The 25,865-nt window shown below is 75.7% G+C and carries 11 protein-coding genes and 1 pseudogene; 1 reads left to right on the plus strand and 11 read right to left on the minus strand.

Translation table 11 applies throughout. The features are described 5' to 3' along the window. Positions 1-3: 3 nt before the first annotated feature. The 5 genes from EDD39_RS21615 to EDD39_RS21635 form a co-directional block, all read right to left on the minus strand. Positions 4-3,054, minus strand: a complete 3,051-nt coding sequence (locus tag EDD39_RS21615) for a non-ribosomal peptide synthetase (protein ID WP_123558431.1) — start codon at positions 3,052-3,054, stop codon at positions 4-6. Continuing rightward, a complete protein-coding gene (locus EDD39_RS21620) occupies positions 3,051-4,580 on the minus strand; it encodes a class I adenylate-forming enzyme family protein (protein WP_244256894.1) in 1,530 nt (509 codons plus the stop codon). Before EDD39_RS21620 ends, EDD39_RS21615 begins: the two co-directional genes overlap by 4 nt. Beyond that, a complete protein-coding gene (locus EDD39_RS21625) occupies positions 4,577-10,141 on the minus strand; it encodes a non-ribosomal peptide synthetase/MFS transporter (protein ID WP_123558433.1) in 5,565 nt (1,854 codons plus the stop codon). The genes EDD39_RS21620 and EDD39_RS21625 overlap by 4 nt, the downstream gene beginning before the upstream one ends. Next, a complete protein-coding gene (locus tag EDD39_RS21630; RefSeq protein ID WP_123558435.1) occupies positions 10,138-13,362 on the minus strand; it encodes a non-ribosomal peptide synthetase in 3,225 nt (1,074 codons plus the stop codon). The genes EDD39_RS21625 and EDD39_RS21630 overlap by 4 nt, the downstream gene beginning before the upstream one ends. Positions 13,363-13,678: 316 nt before the next feature. Further along, on the minus strand, positions 13,679-14,212 hold the full coding sequence (locus EDD39_RS21635; protein ID WP_123560712.1) for a hypothetical protein: 534 nt from the start codon (positions 14,210-14,212) through the stop codon (positions 13,679-13,681). A gap of 175 nt (positions 14,213-14,387) precedes the next feature. Between EDD39_RS21635 and EDD39_RS41145 the strand changes: the two are divergent. Next, a pseudogene (locus EDD39_RS41145) lies at positions 14,388-14,498 on the plus strand (family 1 glycosylhydrolase); the annotation flags it as partial. A gap of 108 nt (positions 14,499-14,606) precedes the next feature. On the opposite strand, the gene EDD39_RS21645 reads toward EDD39_RS41145, so the two are convergent. The 6 genes from EDD39_RS21645 to EDD39_RS21675 all read right to left on the minus strand — a co-directional run bounded on the left by EDD39_RS21645 (position 14,607) and on the right by EDD39_RS21675 (position 25,652). Beyond that, positions 14,607-15,146, minus strand: a complete 540-nt coding sequence (locus EDD39_RS21645; protein WP_123558437.1) for a peptidase inhibitor family I36 protein — start codon at positions 15,144-15,146, stop codon at positions 14,607-14,609. A gap of 184 nt (positions 15,147-15,330) precedes the next feature. Next, positions 15,331-17,481 (minus strand): hypothetical protein, encoded by a 2,151-nt coding sequence (locus tag EDD39_RS21650; RefSeq protein ID WP_123558439.1) that lies wholly within the window; start codon positions 17,479-17,481, stop codon positions 15,331-15,333. 17 nt (positions 17,482-17,498) lie between these two features. Then, entirely contained in the window at positions 17,499-22,637 is a 5,139-nt protein-coding gene (locus tag EDD39_RS21655; protein WP_123558441.1) for a LamG domain-containing protein, read from the minus strand. Positions 22,638-22,879: 242 nt separating this feature from the next. Then, the gene (locus EDD39_RS21660; RefSeq protein ID WP_123558443.1) at positions 22,880-24,043 is read right to left on the minus strand and encodes an FAD-dependent monooxygenase; all 1,164 of its coding nucleotides are present in this window, start codon (positions 24,041-24,043) and stop codon (positions 22,880-22,882) included. Positions 24,044-24,209: 166 nt separating this feature from the next. Then, complete coding sequence (locus EDD39_RS21665) at positions 24,210-24,536, minus strand: type 2 periplasmic-binding domain-containing protein (protein ID WP_208765554.1); 327 nt, start codon at positions 24,534-24,536, stop codon at positions 24,210-24,212. A 132-nt stretch (positions 24,537-24,668) separates the two neighbouring features. Then, positions 24,669-25,652 carry a hypothetical protein gene (locus EDD39_RS21675; protein ID WP_123558445.1) on the minus strand — a complete coding sequence of 328 codons (984 nt, stop codon included), beginning with the start codon at positions 25,650-25,652 and terminating at the stop codon, positions 24,669-24,671. Positions 25,653-25,865: the final 213 nt, after the last annotated feature.

Genomic DNA, 25,865 nt, shown 5'->3' on the forward strand with positions numbered 1-25,865 from the left:
GGGTCATTCCTCTCGGAGGGCACGGACGGCGGCTGCGACGTCCCGTGCGGTGGGGGTGTCGAAGAAGACGTCCAGCGGGACGTCGACGCCGAGGCGGTGGCGGATCCGGGCGGCGATGGCCGTGATCGTCAGCGAGTGCCCGCCGAGGTCGAAGAGGTCCTCGTCGGGCCCCAGGTCGTCCAGGCCGAGGACCTCGCGCCAGATGTCGAGGACCACCGCGTCGGTGCCGTCCGCGCCGGTGCCGTCCGCGCCGGTGCCGTCCGCGCCGGTGCCGCCCGCGCCGTCCGGCCGCTCGGGGCGGACCGGCTCCGGCTCCGGCAGCGCGGCCCGGTCCAGCTTCCCGTTGGGGGTCAGCGGGAAGGCGTCGAGGACGACGTACGCGCCGGGCAGGACGGCGGCGGGCAGCACGCCGGCCAGGTGCGCGCGCAGCTCCTCCGGGGCGGGGGCCGGCCCGGCCGGGACGACGTAGGCGGTGAGGCGGCGGTCCCCCTCCGGGCCGTGCACGGCCACGGCCGCCCGCGCCACGCCCGGGTGGCCGGCCAACCGGGCCTCGACCTCGCCGAGTTCGATCCGGTGGCCGCGCAGCTTCACCTGGCCGTCGCCGCGGCCGAGGTACTCCAGCGCGCCGCCCGGGCCGCGCCGCACCAGGTCCCCGGTCCGGTACATCCGGCTGCCGGGGGGCCCGTACGGGTCGGGCAGGAACCGGCCCGCGGTCAGGCCCGGGCGGCCCAGGTAGCCGTGCGCCACCCCCGCCCCGCCGAGGTACAGCTCGCCCGCGACGCCGTACGGCACCGGCCGCAGACCGGCGTCCAGCAGGTACACGCCGGTGCCGGCCAGCGGGTCGCCGAGGGAGACCATGCCGGCGCCGGTGACGGCGGGCTCGGCCAGCGTGGACCAGATCGTCGTCTCGGTCGGCCCGTACACGTTCACCAGCCGCGCGGTGGCCGCGGTGAGCTCGGCGGCCAGCGGGGCGGGCAGGGCCTCGCCGCCGGTGAGCGCGGTGAGGCCCGGCACCGGGCCGGGGAGCCCGGCGTCCAGCAGCAGCCGCCAGCCGCTGGGCGTGGCCTGCACGTGGGTGACCCGCTCGTCGTGCAGCAGCTTGAGCAGGGCCGGGCCGTCGCGGTGCTCCTCCTCCGCGACGAGGACGACCCGGCCGTCGGTGGTGAGCGGCAGGAACAGTTCGACGGCGGAGATGTCGAACGACAGCGAGGTGAGCCCGAGCCAGCGGTCCCCGGCCCGGGAGCCGAGCCGCTCCCGCAGGGCCGCCAGCACGTTGGCCAGCGCCGCGTGCGGCACCTCGACGCCCTTGGGACGGCCGGTGGAACCGGAGGTGTACAGCACGTAGGCGGGCAGCGCGAGGTCCGGCGCGGGCAGCGGCGGGCGCCCGCCCGCGGCGGTGAGGTCCGCCGGGGCCAGGTCGCCGGGTCCCTGCGGCGTCCGGGTGATCCGCAGGGCGGGGGCGGCGTCCGCGCGGACGAAGGCCAGCCGCTCCGCCGGGTAGCCGGGGTCGAGCGGCAGGTAGGCGGCCCCGGCGGCCAGCGCGGCGAGCACCGCGACCAGCTGGTCCAGGCCCCGGGGCAGCTCGATGCCGACCAGCGTCCCCGGCCCGGCACCGTGCCGGACGAGCGCCGCCGCCGCGTGCTCCACCCGCTCGGCGAGGGCGCCGTAGGTCAGGGCGGTGCCCGCGGCGACGACGGCGACCGCGTCCGGCCGTTCGGCCGCGCGGGCGAAGAACTGCTCGGTGACGGTCGCCAGGGCCGCACCGGTGCGCGCCACCGGCGCCGCGACCTGCTCCCGCAGCTCGTCCGGGCCGAGCAGCGGCAGCGCGCCGAGCGTCGCGCCGGGGTCGGCCAGCGCCCCGTCGAGCAGCCGCGTCCAGTGCGCGACGATCCGCTCGGCGGTGCCCGGCGCCAGCGCCGAGCGGCGGTACTGGAGGCTGCCGAGCACCTCCTCGCCGCAGTCCACCAGTTGGAGGTGGAGCAGGTTGCGCGCCGTGCCCGCGAAGCCGGTCCACCGCACCTCGGCGGCGACCGGACCGAAGTCCGGCGCGGCGGCGGCCGGGCGGCGCCGGTAGCTGACCGACAGCGGGGCGAGCGCCGTCCGGGGGGTCAGGCCCCGCACGATCCGGCCGAAGGGCGTCGCCCGGTGCCGGTACACCGCCCGCAGACCGGCCCGGACCGAGCGCGCCCAGTCCGCGAACGGCAGCCCGGCGGCGCCCGCGGCGGCGACCCGCAACGGCAGCTCGTTGACGGCCAGGCCGACCGCCACCGGCGCGCCCGGCGGGCGCAGCGACAGCTCGACGGCGGTGGTGGGGGCGGGGTCGCCGTAGCGGACGAGCAGGGCGTGCCAGGCCGCGGTGAGCAGCTCGAAGCGGGTGACGCCGATCCGGCGCGCCGTCTCCGCGAGGGCCGCGCTGCGCCGCCCGTCGAGGACGAAGGAGGTCTCGGCGCCGGGCGCGGGCAGCACGCCGCCGTCGGCCGGCGGGACGAGGCCGGGCAGGACGGGCGCCACCGGGTCGGGCCCGTGGCCGGCCCACAGCGCGCGGGCGTCCGCCAGGTCCTCCGGCGCGGGGTCCGCGGCCGGGTGCACCGCGGCGGGCACCGGTGGGAGCGGATCGCCCCGGTAGGCCGCGGCGAGGTCACTGACCAGCCGCTCCTTGGACTCGCCGTCGAACACCAGGTGGTGGGCGGTGAACAGCAGGACGTGCCGCTCCGGCCCGGTGCTCAGCAGCGCGAACCGGCACAGCGGCCCGGCCAGCAGGTCGAAGGGCGCCGCGCGCTCCTCGGCGAGCCGCGCGTCCAGCTCCCCGGCGGCGGATGCGACGAGGCGCGGCGCGGGCACCGCGACCGTCCGGCCGGCGCCGCCGTCCAGCGCCGGGACGCTGCGCAGGGCCGGGTGGTGGGCGGTGACGGCGGCGCACGCCCGCTCCAGGGCCGGGACGTCCAGCGGGCCGGTCAGCTCGACGGCGACGGCCAGGTGGTAGGCGGAGCCGGTGTCCAGCGCGTGCTCGGTGAGCCGCACGCCGTGCTGGGCGGGGGAGGTCGGGAGGGTCACGGGGCGGCCTCAGGGGTGTCGGGGTCGAGGGTGCGGCGCAGTTCCCGCTTGAGGACCTTTCCGGCCTCGTTGCGGGGCAGGGCGTCGCGGAAGTGCACGGTGGCGGGGAGTTCGTGGACGGCGAGCCGGTCCAGCAGGAAGGTGCGCAGGGCGGCCGGGGTCAGCTCCCCGGCGGGCACGACGAACGCCGCCACCACGCTGCCCAGGACGGGGTGCGGGACGCCGACGGCCGCCGCGTCGGCGACCAGCGGGTGGGCGTGCAGCGCGTCCTCGACCTGGAGGGTGGAGACCTTGTGGGCACCGGACTTGACGACGTCGCGCTCCCGGTCGAGGAGGTGCAGGAAACCGTCCTCGTCGACCCGGCCGAGGTCGCCCATCCGGGTCCACCGTCCCCGGAAGGTCTCCTCGTCCCGCTCGCCGAGGTAGCCGCGCGGCGCGGAGGGCGAGCGCAGCCACAGCTCGCCCGCCTCGCCCGGCGGCACCGGGCGGCCCGCGCCGTCGGTGACGCGCAGGTCGGCCAGCGAGGCGGGGCGGCCGGGCGACTGCGGGCGGGCGGGGTCGAACAGCAGGGTGACCTGGGCCGGGGCGGCCTCCGTGGACGTGTAGTAGTTGACGATCTGGGCCTTGGCGAAGGCCCGGCTCAGGCCGAGCGCCACGGGCTGCGGCAGCGCCGCGGCGGTGGAGCCGACCAGGCGGACGCCGTCCAGGGCCCCGCTCCCGGCGGCCGCGGCCAGCGCGGGGGAGGCGAGGATCTCGATCGCCGTGGCGGGCACCAGGAACACGCTGCCGACCTCGTGCTCGGGGATCAGGCGCAGGAACCGGGCCGGGGTGAACTGCGGCGCGGCCACGCAACGGGCGTGCGCGTTCAGGGCGTTGACCAGCATGGTCTGGCCCGCGTTGGTGCCGACCGGGAAGGTGTGCAGGAACGCGGCCGAGTGGCGCAGCGGCCGGCGGCGCTCGTCGAGCGTGCAGCCGTGCGCGAGGTTCGCGTGGGAGGCGGTGACGCCCTTGGGGGTTCCGGTGGTGCCGGAGGTGTACAGGATCTGGGCGGGCGCCGACGGTTCCGGGTCGGGCAGGTCGGGGTCCGGGCCGTCCGGGCCGGAGTCGGTTCCCTCGGTGAGCGTCTGAACCCCCGCCGGCACCCCCGCCGGAGCCCCGGCGGGTCCGTGCAGCAGGAAGCGCGCCCCGGAGTCGGCCAGCAGGTGGCCGACCCCGGCGGGCGGCGTCCGGTCGGAGAACGGCACGGCGACCCCGCCCGCCCGCAGCACCGCGAGGAACGCCACCGCGAACTCCGTCCAGCCGCCGGTGCCGTAGCACAGGCCGACCCGGTCCCCGGTGGCCAGGCCGGCCGCGCGCAGGACGGCGGCCAGCGTGCCGCTGCGCCGCTGCCAGTCGGCGAAGCCCAGGCGCCGCTCGCCGTTGACGATCGCGGTCCGCTCCCCGTGCGCCGCGGCCCGGTGGGCGAGCAGGGCGGGCAGGGTGGCCGGGGCCGGGGGAGCGGCCGGCAGGGTGCGGGGCGCGCTCACGCGGCGCCCCCTTCGGCCCGCCGGGCCGCGGCGGTCCGGGCCCGTTCGCGCAGGCCGACCAGGTCGTCCGGTTCGGCGTCGGGCACGTCGCGGTCGAAGCGGGCCAGGGCCGGGAGCCGCAGTCCGAGGGCGACCAGCGCCATCATGGCGAGGCCGAACAGCACGTACATCAGGGCGATGCCGCGGCCCGGGCCGGTGCCGACGATCGGGCCGAACACCGGGGCGAGCGCGCCGCCGGGCTCCATCAGCGGGCCGAACACGGCGGAGCCCAGCGGGGCGACGACCCCGTGGCCCAGCGGGAGGGTGGACCAGGCGATCAGGGTGTTCAGGGCGAACACCCGGCCGTGGAAGCGCTGCGCGACCTTCGTCTGGACGATCGTCGCGTAGACGCCGTTGACCAGCGACAGGGCGAACGACATGCCGAACGCCCCGGCCCCGACCACCCACAGGTTCGGGCGCAGCCCGGTGACGGCGCCGGCCGCGGCCAGCACGCCCGCCAGGGCCAGCATCCCGCGCAGCCGGTGGCGGCGCGGCCCGCCCCAGAACCCCATGACCACCCCGCCGAGCAGTGCGCCGGCGCCGCCCGCCACCGCGACCCGGGCGGCCGCCCCCAGGTCGCCGAAGGCGAGCACCAGGGGGGTGGTGAGGAGGAACAGCGGCGACAGGAAGACGTTCAGGCCGGCGAACCACAGGAGCATCGCCCGGAAGCCGCGGTGGCGCCAGGTGTGGGCGAAGCCGTTGCGGATCTCGGTGACCAGCGACTCGCGCCGCGTCCAGGGCAGCGTGCGCGGGAAGCGGACCGCGAGCAGGACGCCGACGGCGAGCGCGTAGCTGACCACGTCGATCACCAGGATGCCGCGCAGCCCGATCGCGGCGAGCAGCGCCACCGCACCCAGCGGAACGACGAACTGGGCGGTCCCGAAGGCGAGTTGGACGATCCCGTTGGCATGCCCCAGGTACTGCTTGGGGACGAGCTGCGGGACGGCGGAGGCGTAGGCGAGCCGCTGGAAGGTCAGGGCGACGGAGAGGACGCCGAGCAGCGCGTACACCTCCCAGGACTGCAGCCGGCCGGCCAGCAGCAGCCCCAGCAGCGCGGCCTGGGTGGCGGCGGCGGCCAGGTCGCCGCCGAGCATCACCGCGCGGCGGTCCAGCCGGTCGACGACGGCCCCGGCGAGCGGGCCGACCAGGATGCCCGGGAGCATCGCGACGACCGCGTACAGGGCGTAGCGGGTCATCGAGCCGGTCTGCAGCAGGATCCAGATCGGCAGGGCGAACTCGGTGAGCGCCGAGCCGGTGATGGACACCAGTTGGCCGCCGGCCACCAGCAGGAAGCGCCGCATGCTGGGCTGCGGGCCGTCGCCCGCCGCGGCGCCGGTCCCGGCGGTCGTTTCGGCGGCCGTTTCGGCGGGGGGTCCGGTCTCGGCGTGGAACCACCAGGAGTTCTCGGGGCCCGGCGCGGGCAGCGCGCCGGTCGTCCCGTCGGTGACGGCGCGGTGCACGCCGGTGACGGCGGCGGCGACCTCGGCCGCGCGGTAGGTGATGAAGAAGTGCCCGCCCTCGTCGAGCACGGCCACGGCGGAGCGCTCGGCCAGCAGCAGCCACTCGCGGTAGCGCTCCTGGTAGAAGTCGGCCGCCGGGTCGCGGTCGCCGACCAGGGAGACCAGCGGCGCCCGCAGCCGGGGCGCGCCGTCGGCGACCTCGGCGATGGCCCGGGTGAACCAGTCCTCGGCCGCCTTCGTGTCCCGGCGCATGTTGCCCACCACGAACCGGACCTGCTCCTCGTCCAGTTCGGAGGTGTCGACGCCCATGCCGGTCAGCCAGTTGGCGTACGTGCGGTCGCCGACCAGCGGTTCGAGCGAGGCGACCTTGCCGAGCGCGGAGAGCACCCGGCTGCGCGGCCGGGCGAACGGGAACTGGGCGCCGGCGTAGACGCCCTCCAGTTCGCGGCCGGACGCCTCCAGCAGGCGGGCCACGCAGACGGCGAGCGCCGTGCCGACCGCGCAGTGGCCGTACACGACGAGCGGGCCCTCGACGCGCTCGCGGACCTCGGCGGCGATCCTGGCCGCGAGCTCGTCGAAGGCCAGGTGCTCCTCGGTCACCCCGAGGTCGTGGCCGGGGACGGCCACCGCCCACAGTTCGGTGTCGGGGGGCAGCGCGTCGGCGACGGGCTGGTAGACGACGGCGCTGCCGCCGCCGTACGGGACGCACACCAGGGTGAGCCGGCGCCGGTCGGCCGGCACCGCCGGGGTGAGCCGGTGCAGCAGGCCGCGCGGGGCGCGGTCGCCGTCGGCCCGGTCCGCGACGGCGGCCAGCTCGCGGACGGTGCGGTGGGTGAACAGGTCCATCACGCTGATCGGCCGGGCCTCCACCGCGGCCAGCCGCCTGCGGGCCTTGGCGACCACCTGGGTGGCCAGCAGCGAGTGGCCGCCCAGGTCGAAGAAGCTCTCGTCGGCACCGACCGAGGGCAGGCCGAGGACCTCCGCCCAGATCTCGGCGAGCACCCGCTCGGCCGCCGTCGCGGGTTCGGCGGCCTGCGCCGAGCGTTGGACCAGCGGCACCGGCAGGGCGCGCCGGTCCAGCTTCCCGTTGGGGGTGAGCGGGAGGGCGGGCACCGCGGTGAAGGCCGTCGGCACCTGGTGCTCGGGGAGGCTGCGCCGCAGCGCCGTCCGCAGCGCCGCGTGGTCGGGCTCCTCGGCGCCGGCGGCGAGCACCAGGTAGCCGACCAGCCGCTGGTCGCCGGGGCGGTCCTCGCGCAGCACCACGGCGGCGTCGGCGACGCCCGGCCGGGCGCGGAGCGCGGCCTCGGTCTCGCCGGGCTCGATCCGCATGCCGCGGAGCTTGACCTGCTGGTCGATCCGCCCGAGGTGTTCGAGGGTGCCGTCTGCGCGGCGGCGGGCCAGGTCCCCGGTCCGGTAGAGGCGGGAACCGGGCGGGCCCCACGGGTCGGGGACGAACCGGGCGGCGGTGAGCCCGGCGCGCCGGTGGTAGCCGAGGGCGACGGCGGTGCCGCCGATGTGCAGCTCCCCGGGGGCGCCGGGCGGCACCGGGCGCAGCCGCTCGTCGAGCACGTACAGCCGGGTGTTGTGGATGGGCAGGCCGATCGGCACGCTCTCCAGCGGCCCGGCGCACTCCCAGGCGGAGACGTCGACGGCGGCCTCGGTCGGCCCGTACAGGTTGGCCAGCGCCAGCCCGGGCAGCCGGGCGAGCAGCTCGCGGGCGGCGTCGGGCGGCAGTGCCTCGCCGCTGCACACCACCCGGCGCAGCGTGGTGCAGCGTTCGACGCCGTCCTCGGCGAGGAACGCGGTGAGCATCGCGGGGACGAAGTGGGCGACGGTGACGCCCGCCGAGACGACGAGGTCGCGGAGGTAGCCGCTGTCCTTCTGCCCGCCCGGCCGGGCCAGCACGATCCGGGCCCCGGCGGTCAGCGGCCAGAAGAACTCCCAGACGGAGACGTCGAAGCCGGTCGGGGTCTTCTGCAGGACGGCGTCGTCGGGGCCCAGGCGGTAGGCGTCCTGCATCCACCGGAGGCGGTTGGCGATGGCCCGGTGGGTGTTGGGCACGCCCTTGGGGGTGCCGGTGGAGCCGGAGGTGTAGATCAGGTACGCGGTGTCGTCCGGCTGCGGCCCGGCGGGCAGGCTGCGGGCCCGGGGCCACTCCGCCGGGTCGTCGAGCAGCAGCACCCGGGCGGTGCAGCCGAGCGGGGTCGGCAGGCCCCGCTGGGTGAGCAGGACGGTGGCGCCGCTGTCCGCGAGCAGCAGGGCGCGCCGCTCGGCCGGGTGGTCCGGCTCGACCGGCGTGTAGGCGGCGCCGGAGCGCAGCACGCCGAGCAGCGCGGCGACGAGTTCCGGCGAGCGCTCGGCGCTCACCGCGACCAGGCTGCCGGGGCCGACGCCCTCGGCGGCGAGCCGGGCCGCGATCCGCCCTGACAGGGCGTCGAGTTCGCGGTAGGTGAGCGCGGGGCGCCCCTCGACGGCGACGGCCACGGCGTCCGGCGTCCGGCCGGTCTGCTCGGCGACCAGGGCGGTCAGCGTGGTGGCGGGGCGGTCGACCGCGGTGTCGTTGAACTGCTCGGTCTCGAAGGCGAGTTCGGCCGGGGTGAGGGTGTCGAGCGCGGACAGGGGTGTGTCGGGGTGGGCGGCGACGGCCCGCAGCAGCCGGTCGAAGTGGGCGGCCAGGGCCGCGACGTCCGGCTCGGCGAACAGGTCGGTGTTGTAGTTGAACGAGCCGCGCAGGCCGTCCGGCCACTCCTGGAGGAACAGCTCGACGTCGAACCGGGTGCCGCTGGCCCGGACCCCGAACGGCTCGACGCCGAAGGGCAGTTCCATGGCCGCGGCGCGCTGGGTGGCGTAGTTCTGGACGGCGAGCACGGCCTGGAAGACCGGCGGCCGGGAGGCGTCCCGGGCCACGTTGAGCTCGCTGACCAGGTGGGCGAACGGCAGCTCCTGGTGCGCGTAGGCCTCCAGGCAGGTCTCGCGGGTGCGGTCGACCAGTTCGCCGAAGGTCGGGTCGCCCCCCAGCCGGGCGGGCAGCGCGAGCACGTTCACGAACATGCCGACGAGCGGCTCCAGTTCGGGCTCCGGGCGGCCGGCGACCGGCGAGCCGACGGCGAAGTCGCGGTGGCCGCCGTAGCGGGCCAGCAGGAGCTGGAACGCGGCGAGCAGCACCATGTACGGCGTGGCGTCGTGCCGGGCGGCGAGGGCGGACAGCCGGTCGAGCAGCGGCCGGTCCACCGCGAAGCCGTAGCCCGCGCCCTCGAAGGTCTGGCGCGGGGGGCGGGGCCGGGAGAAGGCCAGTTGCAGCGGTTCGACGCCGGCGAGTTCGCGCCGCCAGTGGGCGAGTTCCGCGGCGAGCCGGTCACCGCTCAGCCGCTCGCGCTGCCACAGGGCGAAGTCCCCGTACTGCACCGGCAGTTCGGGCAGCGGGTCGGGCGCGCCGGCCGCCCGGGCGGCGTACCCGAGCAGGACCTCGCCGAGCAGGACCTCGCTCGACCAGCCGTCGCCGACGCTGTGGTGCACGACGATCAGCAGGACGTGGTCGTCCGCCGCCAGCCGGACCAGCAGCACCCGCAGCAGCGGGCCCTCCTCCAGGTCGAAGGGGACGGCGGCGGCCTCGTCCACCAGGCGCTCGGCGGCGCGCTCGTCGGCGGCCGCGACCACGGGCACCGGCGTCGGGGCGGGCGGGTCGACGACCAGCAGCGGGCGCCCGTCCTCGGTCGCCGGGTAGCGGGAGCGCAGCGTCTCGTGCCGGGCGACGCTGGTGTCCACCGCGGCCCGCAGCAGCTCGGCGTCGAGCGGGCCGCGCAGCCGCCGGACGACCGGGATGTTGTACGCGGAGGTGCCGGGCGCGAACTGCTCCATGAACCACAGGCGTTCCTGGGCGAAGGAGAGCGGCACGGGCGTCCCGGGCTCCCGCCGGGGCACCGCGGCCGTCCGGGGCCGGTTGCGGGCGGCGAGCCGGCGGCGCAGGAGTTCCCGCTTGGGGTCGGAGAGCGCCGCCCCCGCGGACGGGGGCGCGGCGGCCGGGGAGGGCCCGGCCGGGACGGTTCTGTCGGCGGTGCTCATGGGGTCGGGCGGGGTCCTTCCAGGGCGTCCTGGGCGGCCAGGAGTTCTTCGGCGGCGGCGTCGGACAGGGCGTCGATCTCGGCGGCGAGCGCGGCCTCGACGGCCTCGGCGAAGGCCGCCACGGTGCGGTGGGTGAACAGCGTCCGGAGCGGGACGGCGAGGTCGACCGCGGCCCGCAGCCGGGCGATCACCCGGGTGGCGAGCAGCGAGTGCCCGCCGAGGTCGAAGAAGTCGTCGTGGGCGCCGACCCCGTCGACGCCGAGCACCTCCTGCCAGACCTCGGCGACCAGTTCCTCGGCCTCCGTGCGCGGCGGCACGTGCGCCGCCGACGGCGCGGTGCCGGGGGACGGGACGGGCAGCGCCCGGCGGTCCAGCTTCCCGTTGGGGGTGAGCGGCAGCGCGTCGAGCACCACGAACGCGTGCGGGACGGCGTGCGGCGGCAGGACGGCGGCGAGCGCGGCGCGCAGCGCGTCCGGGGCGGGGGCCGGGCCGCCCGGACGCGGGACGGTGTAGGCGGCGAGGACGTCGCCGTGCGCGGTGACGGCGGCGTGCGCGACGCCCGGACACCCGAGCAGGGCCGCCTCGACCTCGCCGGGCTCGATCCGGTAGCCGCGGACCTTCAGCTGGTCGTCGATGCGTCCGAGGAACTCCAGGGCGCCGTCGGCGCGGTACCGGACCAGGTCGCCGGTGCGGTAGCGGCGGGCGCCCGGCGGGCCGTCCGGGTCGGGGACGAAGGACCGCGCGGTGGCCCCGGAACGGCCGAGGTAACCGTGCGTCACCCCGACGCCGCCGAGCACCAGTTCGCCCGGGGTGCCGGGCGGCACCGGGGCGCCGTACCGGTCCAGGACGGCCGCGGTGGTCGCGCCGATCGGCCGGCCGATCGGCGGGCGCGCCCGCCCGTCGGCCGCGCCCAGCTCCCAGGTGGTCGCGATGACCGTCGTCTCGGTGGGGCCGTAGGAGTTGACCACCCGCACCCGGTCCCCGAACCGGGCCCGCCAGGCGGCGACCGCGTCCGGGCGGACCTGGTCGGCCCCCAGGACCAGCAGCCGCAGCCGCTCCGGCCACGGGGTCTCGTCCAGGTCGGCGACCAGGTGGTGCCAGTAGGGGGTCGGCAGGTCCAGGACGGTGACACCGGCGGCGTACGGCTCGGCCAGCTGGTCCGGGAGCGCGGCGCCGGGCCGGGCCGTCACCAGGACGGCCCCGGCGGCGAGCGCGGGGAAGAGCTCCTCGGCACTGGTGTCGAAGGCGAGCGTGGCGTACTGCAGGACGCGGTCGTCCTCGCCGATCCCGTAACCGTCGACCATCCAGGCCACGCGGGCGGCCAGCGCCCGGTGCGGCACGAGCACGCCCTTCGGCAGGCCGGTCGACCCGGAGGTGTAGATCAGGTACGCCGGGTCGTCGGGTCGAGGCCCGGGCAGCGGTTCCGGGACGGTGGCGGGGCCGTCCCAGGCGGCGGACAGCACCGGCACCCGCACCTCCACCCCCTCCGGTGCGCCACCGTCCGCCGTGAGCAGCAGGACGGCCCCGCTGTCGGCCAGCGCGAAGGACAGCCGGGCGGGCGGGTAGGCCGGGTCCAGCGGCAGGTACCCGGCGCCCAGGCGCCAGGCGGCCAGCATGGCGACCACCGCCTCCGGGCCCCGCGGCAGGCAGAGCGCGACCAGGTCGCCGCGGCCGACGCCGTGCGCCGCGAGCCGGACCGCCAGGGCCCGGGACGCGGCGGCCAGCGCGCCGCGGGTGAGGGACCCGTCCGGGCCGACGACCGCGGTGGCGTCGGGACGGGCCGCCGCCGCCCGGTCGATGGCCGGGAGCACGCAGGAGGCCGCGGGCAGGTCCGGGCCGCGGCCCGCCCCGGCCAGCCGGGCGAGGTCCTCGGCGTCCAGCAGGGGCAGGCGGTGCACGGGCGTGTCGGGACGGGCCAGCGCACCGCGCAGCAGGGCCTCGAACCGGCGGCCGGTCGCGGCGACCGTGTCGCCGCTCAGCAGGTCGGAGCGGTACCCCAGGACGACGTGCAGGTCGTCCCCGTCGGCGCGGACGTCCATGCCGAGCTCGAACTTGACGGCGCGGTGCCCGCCGTCGACCTCGGCGCAGGTGAGGTCGGCGAAGGGCTGGGCGCCGAGCGCGCCGCCGTCCTGGGTGTGCACGGTGAGCACGGTCTGGAAGACGGGAGTGCGCCCGGTGTCCCGGGCCGGCCGGAGGTCCTCGGCCAACTGCTCGAAGGGGACCCGCCGGTGGGTCAGGGCGCCCGTCCACTCGGAGCGGGTGCGGCGCAGGGCCTCGCCGAAGGTCGGCGCCGTCGAGAAGTCGGCCCGGAGCACCAGGGCGGACGAGAAGTAGCCGATGGCGTCCTCGCTGCCGACGGTGTCGCGCGCGGCGGTCGGCACCCCGACGCAGAAGTCGTCCTGCCCGGTGATCCGGTGCAGCAGGCCCAGGTAGGCGGTGGCCAGCACCATGAACGGGGTGACGCGGTGGGCGCGGGCGAAGGCCGCGAGCTCCGGGCCGAGGCCGTGCAGCACCTGGGTGCGGTAGTCGCCGGCGCTCCCGGCCCCGGCGGTCCGGGGCGCGTCCAGCGGCAGTTCCAGGGCGGGCGCCCCGGTCAGCCGGTCGCGCCAGAACTCCCTGGCCCGGGCCGCCTCGCGCCCGTCGAGCCAGGCGCGTTCGGCGGCCGCGAGCGCCCGGTAGGAGGTCGGGGCCGGGAGGGCGGGCCGTGCTTCGCCCCGTCCGGCCGCGTAGTGGTGGGCGAGTTCGGTGCGCAGCAGGCCCAGCGACCAGCCGTCGGCCACGATGTGGTGCAGCACCAGGCACAGGAGGTGCTCCTCCTCGCCCGTCCGCAGCAGGTCGGCCCGCAGCAACGGCCCCGCGGCCAGGTCGAAGCCGCGGTTGGTGAGCGCCGCGAGCGCCGCCGCCCGTCCGTCCGCACCGTCGGCCCGCAGGTCGACCGAGCCCAACCGCACCGGCGCCGGCGCGTCGACGACCACCCGTGGCCGGCCGTCCACCGCGGGGAACCGGCTGCGCAGCACCTCGTGCCGGGCCGCCACCGCGTCCAGGGCCCCGGAGAGGGCGTCGACGTCGAGCGGTCCGGTCAGCCGGAGCACCAGCGGGACGTTGTAGGCGGCCGTCCCGGGCTCCAACTGGTCGAGGAACCACAGCCGTTCCTGTCCCACGGACAGCTGCTCCGCCGCGTCGTGGGGGACGCCGGCGGTGCCGTCAGCTGTGATCGTCAAGTCGACTCCGGTCCGGTGGTTCGGTGCGCAGTGCCGCCGCGCGGCAGGCAGCGGGACCGTCGGGCCGCGCGGGGGCGGACGGCCGACGGAACGCGTCAGACAGCAGGATGTGTGAGGTCAGGGCGCTCTCGTGGGGCTGCCGTGACGGCTCGATGCTAGGGAGGCGCGGACCGCGAGGTCAATGGTCTAAACCATCACGGGATTTGGAGGAGTTGTGACCATCGTGTGGCGCGACCCTCCGGGCACGGGGCGTGACGGAGGGCTGCCGGAGGGCCCCGGGCGCCGGGCATCGGGCACCGGGTTCAGCCTCACGGCTTCAGCGGGTGATCTCCTGGGCCCAGTCCGCGAGTTGGGTGAAGTGCTCCGGTCGCAGCCCGTACCGGCGGTCGATCTTCAGGGTGAGTGCCCGGCCCGGATGGTTGGCGGCGATCCACTCGGTGTCCTGGGGTCCGATCTCGTCGTCCACCCAGGCGAAGGGCTGCTGGTCGGCCCAGCAGACCAGCTGCCGGGTCTTCCAGTGCAGCCCGTCCGGGTCCGTGTGGTTCATCGACTCCCAGTTCACGTAAGGGAGTGTGGGCAGACCGAGGAGCGGCGCCAGGTGCTCGTCCGCCTCGTGCCGCCAGGCGGTCGCCCACACCAGGTCGTACGGCAGGGCGAGGAGGGACGGCCCGTGGGTGGGGTTCAGCCAGACCCGCAGCGGCTTCGGGTCGGTGACGCCCTTGTCGAGCTGCCGCTGCCTCCACGTCTGCGAGGGCACTCGGTGGGTCCGGTAGCCCCGGGGGCGGAGGACGCGGTCGAACGGGGCTATCGGCCCGCCGACGTCCAGCATCAGCAGCGGACGGTGTGCCATGAACATCCCCCAGTCGGTCGCTGCTGGATTCTCTCCCACTCCCGGCCCGCGCGGCCACCGCCCTGCACTCGGAACGGGCGGCCTGAGGACCGTGCCGACCCGCGGTTCCGCACACCCGGTCGACCGCGGGGCCGTCGAGATGGTCTCCGAGCGCGGGAACGCCGTACTCGCCTCGGCCGAGCGCTACAGCCGGCGCTTCGGCCTCGTCCACGTCGACTTCGAGACGCAGCAGCGCACCCCGAAGGCGTCGTACGCGTGGCACCGCGACCTGATCGCCGCCCGCCGAGCCGGAAACCGGGCGTGGTCGGGCTTCGGCCACCGCGAGGTGGTTCCGGTGTGCCGTCACCGGCGACGGCGGTCAGGTCGAGGCCGCCACCCCGGTCCCGCTCCGGTCCTACGGGTTCTGGACCGCTCCGGTCTGGTTCATCATCTGGTTCAGCGGATCGCCCGCCCCGCCCGGCGTCGGCCCGGTCGTCCCGCCGGCTCCTCCCGAGGCCCCTCCGGTCGGCACCCAGGCGCCGGCCCGGGTGACGACGTACCCGCAGCCCGCGCCGCGCTTCCACTGGCGGACGGAGGAGAACTGGTCGTTGTAGCGGAGCGGCAGGTTGTAACTCCAGCCGTTGGGCTCGACCCAGACGCACTCACCCTGGTAACCGGCATCGACGTAGAGGGTGACGAAGTGGTCCGTGTTGTTCCAGAAGGACGTGACCCGGTCGTTCATCCCCTCGAAGTTCGGGACGTCTCCGCCGGTGGAGCCGAACGTTCCGGTGTAATCCTGATCGACCCACTGGCAGTACTTGCCGGCAGCGCACTGACCCGTCGACGCGGCCGCCGGCTCAGCGGCCGCGACTCCGAGAACGGCCGCGAGCGCCGCACCGACGGCTGCCGTACCGAAAAACTTGTGAAAGAGCCCGGACTTCACGAAATTCCCCATCACCGCTCGTGCAGGCCGCCCGATGTCGGGCGGCTGAGGCTGCGGTCCTCAAATTACCTTCGGGAAAAGGGAGTTCCCTGTTCACAAGGGGCCTGTCACGGGTTCGTAAGAGTTGGCTGCGGCCGGGGGCCGCGCACCGGTGGTGCGGCCCGGCCCCCCGGCGGGCGGGGGGCCGGGCGGGAGGTCAGTTCGCCATTCCGAAGTAGTGGCCGAGGTATTCGGTGATCTCGGCCGCGTGGGGCAGGAGTTCGGGCAGCTGGGCGGCGAGGGCGTCGCGGGTGGCGGCGGCGAGGTTGGCCGAGCTGGTGGCGGCGGGGCGGACGTACGGTTCGAGGCGCTTGATCAGCTCGTAGTTGCTGGCGATGTTCTCGGTGCGCATGGCCCGCTCCAGCGGCGGCGCTCCGGGCGGCGGGACGGGGGCGAGGACCCGGCTGACGTAGGTGACCCGGTGCAGGACGCGCCAGCACGGGGGCTTGGCGGAGCTCTGGCGGGTCTGGCGCAGCGCGGCCGCGTCGGGGGCGTTGCTGCCCTGCAGCCAGGTCGGGTCGACGACCTTGTGGTAGAAGTCGTCGAAGTTGGCGCTGTTCTCGCCGAGGTAGAAGGTCAGGAAGCGGTAGGCGTCGACCTTGCCCGGCACGAGGACGGGCTTGCCCGCGGCGTCGTACTTCGGCCTGCCGTTGCCGTCCCGCCGTTGCAGGTCGTTCGACGGGGCGCACTGGACGTCGAGGCCGAAGCTGCGGGAGGACTCCTTGCTCTTGGCCCGGGTGGTGCTGAAGCCGCCGCCCCGGGAGGCGTCGAGGTGGAAGGCCCAGCCGAGGCCGAGGGCGCCGAAGGTCAGGTCGAAGCTGCCGCCGTAGGAGTAGGTGAAGTCGTACGAGCCGGAGGTGGTTTCGCTGACCGCGTCGGTGGCCTCGGTGGTCTCGGCGAAGAAGCCGCCCTGGGCGGTCCAGACGTAGGTGTTGACCAGGTCCCGGTGCGAGAAGCCGGTGGCGGTGGCGCTGCCGCCGGGGCTGCCGGGGCTCTGCAGCTCGGCGGACATGCCCATCGAGCGCAGCACCGCCTTGGCCTGGGCCTCGGCCGCGGGGTTGCCCGAGTCGTGGCCGACTTCGGTCGAGATCGACTCGTAGTAGGCCTGCAGCCGCTGCTGGTCGCGGGTGATCCGGCGCTTCAGCGCGTACGCGTCGCGCGGCTTGAAGTAGCTGTACTCGCCGTAGCCGGTGGCGGTGGGGTAGTCGGGGTCGGTGACCTTGCCGTAGTCGTCGAAGCCGACCGCGCCGTCCAGGGTGCCCTGCTTGGTGTAGCGGGGGTTGATCGGGAAGTGGACGATGTTCCAGTCCGCCGGGATGTCCGGGTTGGGCAGCATCCGGTAGGCGACCAGCGCGCCGGTGTGCGCCAGGCGCAGCGCGAAGACGTCGGCGGTCTGCGACTGCACCAGCGCCATGCCGGTGTTGGCGGGCACGTACCGGGGGCCGATGGCGGAGTTCAGCACCTTGGCGGGGTCCTCGGTGTACCCCGTCAGCTCCAGCTTGGTCCGGCGGGCGGTGTTCCTGCCCTGGCTGACGGTGGTGTCCTCGCTCCAGGTGTTGGAGAACTCCAGGCCGGCCTGTGCGGCCATCAGCAGCTGGCCTTCGGCCAGCGGGCTCGCGGTGCCGACACCGAGCGGCGCGGTGACCGTCATGACGTCGGCGACGGTCTCGAAGCCGAACGAGACGTTGAAGGCGGTGTTGGTGCTGCGGGTCTTGCTGGCGGACAGGCTGTGCACCACCTGGTCGGCCTCGGTGAACTCCACCGAGGAGGCGGCGGGGAAGCCGTCGGGCTTGTCGGTGAGGTTCTCCGAGGGCACCGGCGGGGCGCCCTCGATGTAGCCCATCAGCTGCGGGTCGAACTGGGCCTGGCCGACCCACTCGGTGGTCAGGTCGCCCACCTTGTAGCCGGTGACCAGGTGCCAGCGGCCGTCGCGGACGAAGCCGTAGCAGCGCTTGAGCACGCCCAGCGTCTCGCCCTTGGCGTCGAACTGGAGGTCGGCGTACTCGGAGGCGGCGGGCGCGCCGGCGACGGTGTCGTGGAACGGGGTGCGGACGTCGGCGAGCGCCGAGCGGACCTGGGCGGTGTCGGTGGACACCGGCGCGGTGGAGAGCAGGATGCGCGGCCGCTTCGGGGAGAAGGCCAGGTTGTTGCCGCGCAGGCCCTCGTCGCGCACCGAGGTGGTGGCGGCGGCGGTGGAGTCCCGGTCGAACGTCCAGTAGCCGAGCAGGTCCTGCTTGTCCCCGCGCAGGCGGGTGAACAGGTTGTCCAGGATCTGCTCCCGGGTGCGCACGGTGCGCCAGATCCGCACCTCCTCCAGGGTGCCGGTCAGCAGCTCGGTGGGCTTGCCCCCTCCAGCCGCGCGCCGAGGGTGAGTTGCGGGTCGCCGTAGGGGAGGAGGTCCGCCGGGAGCGGGGCGGTGGTGGCGAGCAGCGGCTCGCCGTTGCGGTACAGCCGCAGCGGGCTGGCCGCCGGGTCGACGTCACGGGTCCAGCGGGCGCCGCGCAGCTTGGCGGGGAAGGAACCGGAGACGTCCAGGGTGGTGTTGCCGGCGTTCTCCTCGAAGGGCCAGCGCGCCAGCAGCCCCTTCTCGCGGACGGCGACCGGCTGGCCGAGCTGGTTGAACGTCCGTGCGGAGCTCCACAGCCGCACCTCGCACAGGACGCCGTTCAGGCCCCGGCCGATCTCCAGGTCGCTGCTGTTGGACTGCGGACCCGGGCCGCCGTACACGTAGCTGCCGGCCAGGCCACCGTCGAGGTAGAAGCGGATGTCCTGCTCGGGCTGGCCGGCGTTGGCCGGCTGGGTGCCGGTGGCGGCGGACACCTCGGCCTTGCGGCGCTGGCGCACCACGCTGATCCGCTGGAAGGCCCCGGCCTTGACGGCCCGGTCGGAGACGTACCGGACGGGGTTCCCGTCGGCCTCGGCGAAGGCGAACTCCACCCGGCCGTCGGCCAGGACGCCCAGCTGGTACGGCACGCCCTCCCGGCCGCCGTTGACGGCCGTGCCCTTGGTGACCAGCGCCATCGGCGCGCCCACCTTGTCGACCTGGACGAACGCCTCGACGGTGAGGTCCTCCAGGAGGTTCAGCGAGTCCTGCGAGGCCACCGACAGGCCCTCGCCGCCGTCCAGGCGCAGCGCCCAGGCCTGGGTGAAGGTCGCGGCGAGGTGCGCCCACTCGTTGCACGGGAAGCGGTCGGCCGACCGCAGCACCCGCTCGCCGACCCGGGCGACCACCTGGTAGCCCTTGATCGGCGAGGCCGGGCTGCCCGACCCCTCGAAGGTCCAGCGGCCCAGCAGGCCGGGCTCCCGGTCGGAGATCCGCTGGTAGCGCTGGGCGGAGATCTCCTGCGGGGTGCGGACCCGGCCGAAGACGCGCACCTCGTCGATCTGGCCGTCGAGGTACTCGTTGCTGAAGGGGAAGTGGCCCAGCATCAGCGGCCCGTTGCCCTGGTACGGCGCGGAGGCGGTGCGCCGGGCGACCTCGATGCCGTCCCGGTAGAGGATCTGCTCGCGGGTGGCGGCCTTGTACGCGGCGGCCCAGTGGTGCCAGTCCAGGTCCGGGTAGGGCTGGGCGGTGTCCAGGTCGTCGCCGTACAGCGCGAAGCGGAAGGTCCCGTTGACCTCGAAGCACAGGCACAGGGTCTGGCTCTGCCGACCCTCCGGGGTGCCGTGGAGCAGCAGCGGTTCCCGGGCAGCGCGGGCCTGGCTGCGCTTGGCCCACAGTTCGATGGTGAAGTCGCGGCCCGCCAGGTCGAGCGAGTTGGTCAGCACCTCCTTGCTCTGGCCGACGAACTGCCGCACCGGCAGCCCGACTTCGGCGAGGCCCAGCGAGTATCCCGACCCGTCCGTCCGGCCGTGGATGATCCGGCCCCGTCCGGCCTCGGGGTTGACCCAGGCTTCCAGGGTCAGGTCGCCGGCGGGGGCGGCGTTCTTCTGCTGGGCGGCGGGCAGCGTCAGGTACTGGTCCTTGCCGTCGAACAGGAAGGCGCGGCCGGGCATCTCGGCCCGCCAGCGGCAGCCGCGGCCGCCGGTCACCAGGACGGCCGTGCCGTTGGGCACGGAGGTGGCGCCGCCGGTGTTCAGGGTGATCAGCCGGGAGCCTGCGGAGAGCAGGACCCCGACCCGGGTGGACTCGGCGCGGGCCCAGTCGTAGCCGACCACGGTGACCGTGTCGCCCGGCTTGACCGCCGTGCCCGGCCCGGTGAGGGTGAGCGTCTTGGCGCCGACCGGGGCGTCGGCGGACGCGGCGTACCCGTTGGCGCCGATCTGCAGGTGGGCCTTGGCCGCGACCGCGACGGTGGTGGCCGCGGTGAACTCCACGGTGCTGCCGGTCACCTGGGCGACGGTGCCGACCGTGACCGCCTGGCCGGACTGCCCGGCCAGGGCGGCGGCCAGCTGATCGGCCTTGCGCGGCAGCGAGCGCCAGGTCTCGGTGTCGCCGCCGACGGTGACCGTCAGGTCGCAGCGGCCGGGGGCGTCGCCGTCGGACACCTTGATGACGGCGTTGTCCAGCAGGACGCCCGGGTCGCGGGCGAGGAAGCCGAGCGTGCCGCCGTTGCCGGTCAGCCGCTGGGTGCCGCGGGTGACGGCGGTGTCGTAGTAGACGGCGAAGAACTGCTCGTTGGCGCCGCGGAAGTACAGCACGACGTTGCCGGTGCCGCTGTCGAGCAGCGCGGGCCGGTCGGTGCCGCGGGCGAATTCGAGCAGGCCGCCGGAGAGGCTGAGCCCGGTGGTGTCCACCGAGATCAGCGGCATGGCCACGGTCAGGTCGTCGTCGCCCTGCAGGGCGGTCGACAGGCGGGCCAGCTTCTCCTGGGCGTCCTTGAGGTCCGCCTGCTTGCCGATCAGCTTGAGCTCGAGCTCCTTGACGCGCTGCCCGGCCGTCTTCGCCTCCTGGAGGCGCTGGCGCGCGTTGTCCATCTCCTGCTTGGCCGGCGGGTACGTCGTGTCCAGCCCCGAGCGCAGCGAGACGGGCACCAGCTTGATCAGGCCGGAGTCGCCGGTGAGGCACTCGGTCGCCTGGACCGGGGTGGGGGCCGGGAACGAGGCGGGCAGGCCCAGCGCGAGCTTGCTGCCCCGGTTGACGATGCGGGTGTACTCACCCTCGGCGGTCAGCTGGAACTGGGCGAAGGGGTTGCCCGGTTCGCGGACGATCGTGTCCAGCATGGTGTTCTGCGCCGTCGCGTTGTTGCGGACGTGCAGGTCGAGGTTGTTCCGCTCGTTGCCGACCAGCCAGTAGTAGGGCCTGCCGTTCTGGCTCTCGCCGGTTTCCTCCAGCCGCCAGGTCGTGCGGATGGGGCCGAGAGAGACGATGACCGACGTGTGGATGGGGGTGTTGAAGTACCGCACCACCTGGCCGTTGGAATCGCGCGGGACCTTGACTTCCAGGGCGTGGTTCCAGGCGGTCGGCAGGTCCTTCTCGGCGAGGTACTGCCGCTCCAGCCGCTCGAACCCCGGCAGCAGCCGGTCGTGCTCCCCCTGCCAGTAGTCGACCTGGCCGGCCGTGGCCTTGAGCCGGGCGATCTCCACCGGCAGGGCGGCGACCTCCGGCTCCAGCTGCCGGATCAACTGCTGCAGGGCGCTGACCTGTTCGGAGTCCTGGCCCTTCACGGGCCGCCGGAGCACCGCCGGGTCCAGCACGTCGGGCACCTGGGCGAGCCGGCCGTCGCGGCCGACGGCGAAGTCCAGGCTCACCAGCGCGGGCTCCTGGCCGTACTTGGCGGCGAACGCCAGCAGCACCCGGGCCTGCCGCTTGGCGGGCTTGGGGTCGGGCCGGTAGCCGGCCGAGACGTTCTCCTGCTGGTGGTAGATCACGGCGGACATGCCGGACTCGACCGTGCGCCCCTTGAGGACGAAGCTGTCGCGGCGCACCCCGGGGTGGTCGCCGACCGGGGCGTCCGAGCCGGTCCACTTCGCGTCGCCCTTGAGCGTGCCGTGCAGGGCCCGGTCGCTCTGGTCGTGGGCGGTGGTCCCGGAGCCCTCGTCGAACCGGTAGTAGGCGGTCAGGCCCGGCTCGTTGCCGATCAGGCGGTGGTTCAGGTCGTCCGTGAGCTCGGCGGCGGACCGCTCCCGGCTCCACACCCGCACCTCGTCGAGGTCGCCCGCGAAGAGGTCGGCGGCGGCGCCGGAGACCTGCTTGCCGATCAGGGTGTTCACGCCGGTGGCCGGTGTGAACGGTATCGCCCCGCTGCCGGACAGCCTGCCGTTGACGTACAGCTTCGCGGTCGTCCCGTCGAAGGTGGCCGCGACGTGCGTGTAGACGTCCTTCGGGACGGTGTCGGTGGAGACGACCGCCGTCGCGGCCCCCTCGTGCGCGAGGCGCAGCGACCCGGCGGCGTCCAGGCCGAACCGGTACTCCCCGCCCCGGGACAGCACCGGGCGGTCGTACGCGGTGGGCTTGACCCAAGCCTCGATCGAGTACGCCCTGCCGCCGAAGCGCAGCGCCGCCGGGTCGCCCAGGTCGACGTGCGCGTCGTTGGTCCCGGTGAGGCCCAGCGCGGTCTCCGCGTGCCCCTCGGTGCTGGTCACCGGCACCAGATCCTGGTTGGTGAACGGGCAGGTGCCCGGGCTGCGCTCGAACACCGCGTCCCGGTACAGCGGGTCCGGGCTGGTGTAGAAACGCGTGCCCTGGGTGTTGAACAGCCCCTGGTCGCCCTGCTCGACGCTGAAGCCGTCGATCCTCCCGGTGGCGTCGTTGTGGGCGAACAGCTGCCAGCGCCGCGCACTGCTGACCGCGGTGGGCACCAGCACCGCGGCGAACCGGCCGCGGGTCAGGTTGCGGACGAACGACAGCTCCTGGGTCGGCTCGTAGAACGGCCGGCCCTCCATGTCCTCGGTGCCCAGGGTGTCCTTGGCCGACGCGGGACGGCCGGCGTGCCGGCTGCGCTTGTAGCGCACCTCCAGCACCGGCTTGAGCTTGCCGTCCACCAGCAGGAAGCGGTCGCACAGCAGGGTGTCGCGGACCAGCGGCACCTTCTTCGTGCCGCTCAGCACGTAGTCGGTGCGGGAGGCGTCGGCGGAGCAGCCGCCGCCGGTCAGCTTGTACACCGCGTCGGGGTGCGTCTCACCGATCGACTGCCGCAGCACCACCACGTACGTGCCGTCCGACACCACGTGGAACGGGGCGTCCGCGGTCAACCGCGCGGTGGTGGACAGGTACGGGTCGATCTCGCTGTCCAACGGCCGCTCGTCGACCGCCGCCTCGGCGCCGCCGCGCTTGACCGTCGGCATCGCGGTCGCCCCGACCACGGCGAACCCGACCTCGGCGATCTCCCGCGGCAGGACCAGCTCGGCCGGGTTGTCGCTCCAGTACGCGGCGTCCGCGTCCCCCTTGGACTGCTGGCCGGCCAGGTCCAGCACGGAGTAGACGATCCGCCGGGCCGAGTCCATCGCGAACGCGATGGTCGTGCCCTGGTGCCGGGCCATCGTCACGTGCCGGTACGACCGGTCACCGTAGATCTTGAGCAAGGATTCCTGAGGTGCCACTGTTCCCCTCCCACACGCACGGAACGCCGCTCCCGTTCCTCCCCCGACCCGGAGCGGCGACGGACACGCCTCGCACCCCTCGCGGGGCGTCGGCCAGTCTGGCAGCGGCAGGCGGGACGCACGGCGGAAGCGAACAATGTTGCTCCGCTTATGACCTGATCGACCGTCAGATGGCCGAACTTCGATGACGGGCCGCGGCTTCACCGCCCGGGACCGGACCGGGCTCAGAGCGGGGTGTTCCAGTCGAGCAGGCGCAGCAGCGCCTCGTCCGACCCGCCGTCCGCGGCGCGCCGGGTGTCCGCGCCGCCCCGGGTGTCCTCGGCGGGGCGGGCGGCGGTGAGGCGGGCGCTGGCGGCGGTGTTCTGTTCGGCCCGGGGGCGGCGGTGGTGTTCGTAGCGGGCGAGGGCGGCGTCGAGGGCGGGGGTGTCCCGGAGGGCCTTGGCGAGGACGAGGGCGTCCTCCAGCGCCATCGAGGCGCCCTGCCCGGTGGCGGGGGAGGCGGCGTGCGCGGCGTCGCCGATCAGCACCGTGCGGCGGCCGCGCCAGCGGCCCCCGGGCGGCAGGTGGAGGGCGTCGATGACCATCAGGTCGTCGCCGGTGCCCGCCACGATGTCGGCGCAGGGGGTGCGGTCGGGGCGCAGCAGCGGTTCCAGCCGGGCGCGCCACTGGGCGGGTGTCGTGCGGGCGCGTTCCCCCGGGCCGAGCGGCGGGCCCGGGACGCGGGCGAACCAGTGGGTCCGGCCGGTGGGCGGGACCAGGTAGCCGAAGGCGGCCGCGCTGCCGCGGACCATGGTGATCAGGCCGGGTGCGGCGGCGGCCCGCGGTGCGGTGTCGCTGTAGCCGTAGAAGACGCGCTGCCCGGCGTAGGCGGGGCCGGGGCCGTCCGGGTCGAGCCAGGCCCGGACGGTGGAGTGCAGGCCGTCGGCGCCGACCAGCAGGTCCCCGGTGGCGGTGGTGCCGTCGGCGAAGCGGGCCGTGACGGTGGTGTCGGTCTCCGTGACGCCGGTGAGCCGGGCGGCGTGCCGCAGGTCGATCCCGCGCCGGCGGGCCTCGGCCCGGAGCACGGCGGCGAGTTCGGCCCGGCGCAGGCAGCGGTAGCGGGTGAGCGGCCGGTCGTGTTCGCCGAGCGGCACGGCCGCCAGTTCGGTCCCGGCCGCGTCGAGGACGTTCATCCGGGTGACGTCGAAGCCGACGCCGGCCACGGCCCGGGCGGCGTCGAACCCGGCCAGGGCGCGCATGCCGTTGCTGGCCAGGGTCATGAACGCGCCGATGTCCGCGTCCGTTTCGGGGTGCGCCTCGTGGACGGTCGGCTCGTGGCCGGCCTTCTGCAGGGCCAGCGCGGCCGCCGTTCCGGCGATCCCGCCGCCGACCACCACGATCCGAGCCATGGGCGCCCCCTTGTCGTGTCCGTGCCGCCACCGACGGTGCCATCCTCGCAGAACGGGCGGCCCGGACCCGCCGAACGGCGGACGTTTCTCCGGCGGCGGACCGCCCAACCCCTCCGTCCGCCAGGAGGATCGGCACCCGGAGGCCGGTCGTCCGGGTGAACGGCCCTCAGGAGGACGGAAGTTGACGGACCGTCTGCTGGAGTCCGGCGCCGACCCGGGCGGCGGTCCCGCGCAGCCACCGGTGGGCGGCGTCCTGGGCGTGGGCGGGGTGCCACCACAGGGCCTCGGTGAGCGGGACGGGCTCGAACGGGCAGGGGAGGGTGCGGACGCCGCCGTGCGGGCCGAGGAGGGCGAGTTGGCGGGTGGCGGGGGTGTCGTGGGTGCGCTGGTGGACGGCCCAGGGCAGGCGGGACAGGTCGTCCAGGGTCAGGGTGTCGGCGACCGGGACGCGGCAGCCCGCGCCGCTGAAGGTCGGCGACACCGTCGTGCTCACCGTCGAAGGCATCGGCTCGACCGCCGACACCGTCGTCCCCGGCGCCGCACCGCAGCCGATCCCCGCCGCCCGCCCGCGCCCCCGGACCCGCCCTGACGGCCGGACCCGACCGCCGCCGGGCACGGCGGGCGTTCAGCGGTGACGGGCCGGGCGGTGGACGAGCACCAGCGCGAAACCGACCGCGCCCAGGGCGATCAGGACGACGCCGCTGATCAGCAGGGAGGTCGGCGGCCGCCCGCCGTCGGCCGGGGACGGCAGGCTCACGGCCGCGAGGGAAGGAGCCGGCTCGGTGCGGGCGTCCGAGGCCGGGGGAGCGGCCGCGCCGCTGCGGGCGGGAGCGGGCGGGGCGCCGACGCCGAGCACCTCGGTGCGGGGGGTCGGCGCGCTCGACGCCGTCCCCGCCGCGGACGGCTGCGCGGCGGCCGGTGCCCCGGCGGCGGGCGCGGCCGGGCGGGTGACCCGGAGGGTGGTGTGCGGGGCGGACCCGAAGTCGTCCGCCGACCCGGACCGCAGCCCGAGCCGGACGTCCACCTGCTGCGCGGCAGCGTCGCCGTCGGTGACGGAGAGCCGGAAGGTGTAGCGGGCGCTCCCGCCCGGTGCGACGCCGTTGGCGGGCAGGGCGCCGCCACCGCGCAGCGAACGGTCGCAGCCGACCGCCAGCGGGAGGGACTCCCAGCCCGCGGCGGTCCGCACCTGCAGCAGCAACTCGTCGGCCCGCAGGGCCTCCTGCGGGCTCCGGGCGGCGTCGTTGCGGAGGGCGGGCAGCGGCGCGGCGCCGTCCAGGACGGCGGTGCCGGTGTTGCCGATCTCCGCGGTGAACTCGACCGGGGCGCCGCCCGCCACCAGCGTCCGCTCCGCGCCCGGCAGGAGGGCCAGCGAAGCGGCCGGCGCCGACCGCGCGGCGGACGGCGCCGCGGTCGCGGAGCCGGTGCCGGGGTCGGAGTCGGTACCGGTCGCGGAGGGGGAGGGCGAGGACGGCGTCGGCTCCGGCGTCGGCGCGGCGGTGGCGGGCGGCCGTTCGTCACAGGCCCAGGCGGAAGGGGCGCCACCCAGGACGAGGGCGGTGCCCAGCGCGGTGCCGGCACCGAGAACGGCGAGACGGGAGTGGACGGGCACGGGATCTCCCCAGGGACGGAAGCGGCGGGCAGCGCGTTCGGCACGCACGCCCCCCGTCTCCCCGGTGCCGCCCGGAGAATGCCACCCGAACCGCCCCCGCCCGGCCCGGCGCGGCGGATTCCGGCCGGAACGCCCGTTTGGTTCCGGAAAGCCCGTTTGCCGCCGGGGCGGCCGGTGAGACGACCGCGGACAGCGATCCGCCAGCGAGAGGAG

Source organism: Kitasatospora cineracea (assembly GCF_003751605.1).
In the GTDB taxonomy this organism is placed as follows: domain Bacteria; phylum Actinomycetota; class Actinomycetes; order Streptomycetales; family Streptomycetaceae; genus Kitasatospora; species Kitasatospora cineracea.

Excerpts from the sequence above, each read along its gene's own strand:
- EDD39_RS21635 (WP_123560712.1), bottom strand. The coding sequence starts at position 14,212 with ATGGCACACCGTCCGCTGCTGATGCTGGACGTCGGCGGGCCGATAGCC.
- EDD39_RS21625 (WP_123558433.1), bottom strand. The coding sequence starts at position 10,141 with ATGAGCACCGCCGACAGAACCGTCCCGGCCGGGCCCTCCCCGGCCGCC.
- EDD39_RS21660 (WP_123558443.1), bottom strand. The coding sequence starts at position 24,043 with ATGGCTCGGATCGTGGTGGTCGGCGGCGGGATCGCCGGAACGGCGGCC.
- EDD39_RS21645 (WP_123558437.1), bottom strand. The coding sequence starts at position 15,146 with ATGGGGAATTTCGTGAAGTCCGGGCTCTTTCACAAGTTTTTCGGTACG.